A 2,995-nucleotide genomic window follows, 5' to 3' on the forward strand; every position below is an offset into this window, starting at 1 on the left:
GGTGGTGACGTCCTCCAGAATGACCGCGGTCTTGCCCGCTAGGTCGAGGCCCTCGATGCGCTGCCTGGTGCCGTGGTCCTTCGGCGCCTTGCGCACGAAGAAGCCATGCAGCGGACGCCCGGCCTCATGGCTGCGCATCGCCACCGGCGCGATGAGAGGAATGGCGCCCATCTCCAGGCCGCCGACGCAATCGGCGTTCACGCCGGCAAGCGCGTCGACGATCAACGCGGCGAGAAGGGTCGCGCCCTCGGGATGCAGCATGGTGGGCTTGCTGTCGAAATAATAGGCGCTCTCTTTGCCCGAGGCCAAAGTGAAGTTGCCGCGGCGGAACGAGCGCTCCTTGATCAGATCGAAGAGCCGTCCACGCAGATCGAGGCTGCTCTGCCGCTGGTCCATGATCGTCCTCACCACGAAGCGCTTGACGCGCGGGTACACCGGTTTCGATCCGGCCGCAACACGCTTCACGTGACGCTAAGGCTCGCTCGTGTTGGACGCCCGGCGGGCGTCCCCTCGCCTCGTCAGCGCCAGGACCAGCCGCTCGGCCACGGCGCGCTCGAGGTCCGGATTGAGGCGCGCTCGTTTTACCGCATCCTGAATGAGCGGCAGTGCTTCGAGCAGCCGCTGGGCACCGATGCGGCGGCTGTCGGCGACGAACGCCTTCTCGCGCTTGAAATGCGGGCGCGGCCTGAGCTGCCGCAGTGCCTGCTCGATAGTGACGCCCGCTCCTTGCGCCGAGGCGATGCGGTGGAGCTGCGTGAAGTGGCGCCCAAGTGCCGAGAGCGCGACCGACGGTTCGGTTCCCGCTGCGGCAAGCCTTGCCAGCTGGCGAAGCGCCTCCTTCGCTTCACCGCCGCTGACCTCGTACACGAAGGTCTCGACCGCGATCTCGGCACTGTCGCCGACGATCGCATCGATGTCCTCCGGCGCGATGCGTCCGTGGCCGCTGGCGAACAGGGCAAGCTTGGCGACCTCGGCGCGCGACAGAGCTTGATCGGCACCGAGCCGCGTCATCAGATAGCTGCGCGTGTCGCTGTCGATCTTGAGGTCCGCCTTGTCGAGCTCCTCGTCGATCAGCTCGGAGGCCGAGCGCTCGTCGCTGTAGCTTGGCAGTGCCGCTGCCGTCTTGTGGCTTTCGAACAATTTGCGCAATGCCGAGTCGGGCCTGAGCGCCGCCGCCTCGATGACCAGCGCTCCGGCGAGCGGCGCTTCGAGCAACGCCTTCAGCATGGGAACGTCGAGCCTCGCTCCGGCGGAGACTCTGACAACCTTCCCCTCGGCGAACATCGGGATGGTGCGAAGCTCGACCTCGAGCCGCGCCGGATCTTCGGTCAAATCTCTTTCATCGAGGCGAACGATCTCCGTCGCCTCTTTGCGTCGCTTGCCGGCGAAGGCATCGACGAGCGCCGCGGCGCGCTCGGCAACGAGCCCTGCGTCGGGGCCGTAGACAAGAGCCGCGCGGCACTCCGGTTCGAGAGACTTGAGGATGCGCTGAAACGATCCGGTCTTGTAAGCGACCATGGCGAGGGAACGGCCGTCGTGCCGAGACGTGCGTTAGGCCGCCTGCGACAGATAGGCGGCGATACGGACCTTGATGCTTTCGGCGACGGTGCGCGCTGCGCGGTTCTCCGCGTCGTTGCGGGCACGCACGTTGGAGAAGATCGTCTCGAAGCGCTCATAGGACGCCCGCGACGTCGCCTTGCCTTCGAGCAAGACCCTGCCGTCATTGCCGATCAGCTTGAATGTGGCGTCGAGCTCATAGACCTGGCCCTTGGCGTCGCCGGTAATCTTGACGAGCTCGTTGATCACGCTTTCCTTGATGACGATGTCGAGCTTGTAGGCCGTCCCGGGCTGTCCGCTGCCGCCGGTGTTCTCGAAGATCAGTTCGTTGCGCACTCTCTGGCCGACGCGGCCGGGGATAGGAGTGACGTCAACGCCTGCCATCGCCGCGGCAAGGCGCGACCCGCCGGCGGTCGTGCCGTAAAGCGGCTGGATGCCGCAGCCGGCCAGGCCGATGACTGCGGTCACAGCCAAAGCGGCAAGCAATGGCCTATGCCACCACATTGACGATCCTCTGCGGTACGACCACAACCTTCTTGATTCGACGTCCCCCAATAGCGCGCACGACATTGTCGAGCTTTAACGCAGCAGCTTCAATATCTTCCTTCGCGGCATCGCGCGCAATCCTCAATTCATCCCGTCTTTTTCCGTTCACCTGTACCGCAATTACCACGGTATCATCGGCCAAAAGTGCGGGATCCGGGGTCGGCCAGGGCTGCTCGGCCACGAGGCCTTGATTCCCAAGGGCCACCCAACACTCTTCAGCCAGATGCGGCACCATTGGGGCGGCGATTCGGGTGAGCATTTCCGCGGCCTCCCTGAGGGCTGCCCGCATGGCTGGGCCGGGTTTTTCGCCGGCGGCGTTGAGGGAAGCTGAGAGCGCATTGGCAAGCTCGTAGATATGGGCGATGGCGACGTTGAAGCGGAGCTTGTCGATTGCCCCGGTGACCGCTGCGGCGCTGCGGTGAGCTTCCCGGCGAAGCTCCAGGGCTTCGCTCCCTATCTCCGCCGGCACCTGGCCGCCCTCCCCCTTCTCCGCCGCCTCGTTGACCAGCCTCCAGACCCGCTGGAGGAACCGGTAAGCGCCGTCGACGCCGGAAGCGGTCCACTCGATGTCGCGCTCCGGCGGCGTGTCCGACAGCATGAACCAGCGCGCGGTGTCGGCGCCGTAGGCGGCGATGATGTCGTCTGGATCGACCACGTTCTTTTTCGACTTCGACATCGATTCGATGGGTCCGACGGTGATCGGCTCGCCGGTCGCGGCGAGCACGGCCTTGCCGTCGCGAAGCGCGACCTCATTCGGCATCACCCATTTGCCATGCGCGTCCTTGTAGGTCTCATGCGTGACCATCCCTTGCGTGAACAGACCCTTGAACGGCTCGTCGATCGGCGAATGCCCGGTCTTGTGCATGGCGCGGGTGAAGAAGCGCGCGTAGAG

4 protein-coding genes are annotated in these 2,995 nt (G+C 65.3%); all 4 read right to left on the reverse strand.

Going from position 1 to position 2,995, the window contains the following annotated elements; genetic code table 11:
* Positions 1 to 465 (reverse strand): orotate phosphoribosyltransferase (locus ACREC7_RS16170; protein ID WP_431556715.1); only part of this gene is annotated, 465 nt, incomplete at its 3' end.
* A gap of 6 nt (positions 466 to 471) precedes the next feature.
* Complete coding sequence (gene holA, locus ACREC7_RS16175; protein ID WP_431556716.1) at positions 472 to 1,518, reverse strand: DNA polymerase III subunit delta; 1,047 nt, start codon at positions 1,516 to 1,518, stop codon at positions 472 to 474.
* 33 nt (positions 1,519 to 1,551) lie between these two features.
* Positions 1,552 to 2,061 (reverse strand): LPS assembly lipoprotein LptE, encoded by a 510-nt coding sequence (gene lptE / locus ACREC7_RS16180; RefSeq protein ID WP_431556717.1) that lies wholly within the window; start codon positions 2,059 to 2,061, stop codon positions 1,552 to 1,554.
* Positions 2,048 to 2,995 (reverse strand): class I tRNA ligase family protein (locus tag ACREC7_RS16185; protein WP_431556718.1); only part of this gene is annotated, 948 nt, incomplete at its 5' end. The genes lptE and ACREC7_RS16185, both read right to left, overlap by 14 nt.

The organism is Methyloceanibacter sp., from assembly GCF_050728395.1.
Taxonomy (GTDB): Bacteria; Pseudomonadota; Alphaproteobacteria; order Rhizobiales; family Methyloligellaceae; genus Methyloceanibacter.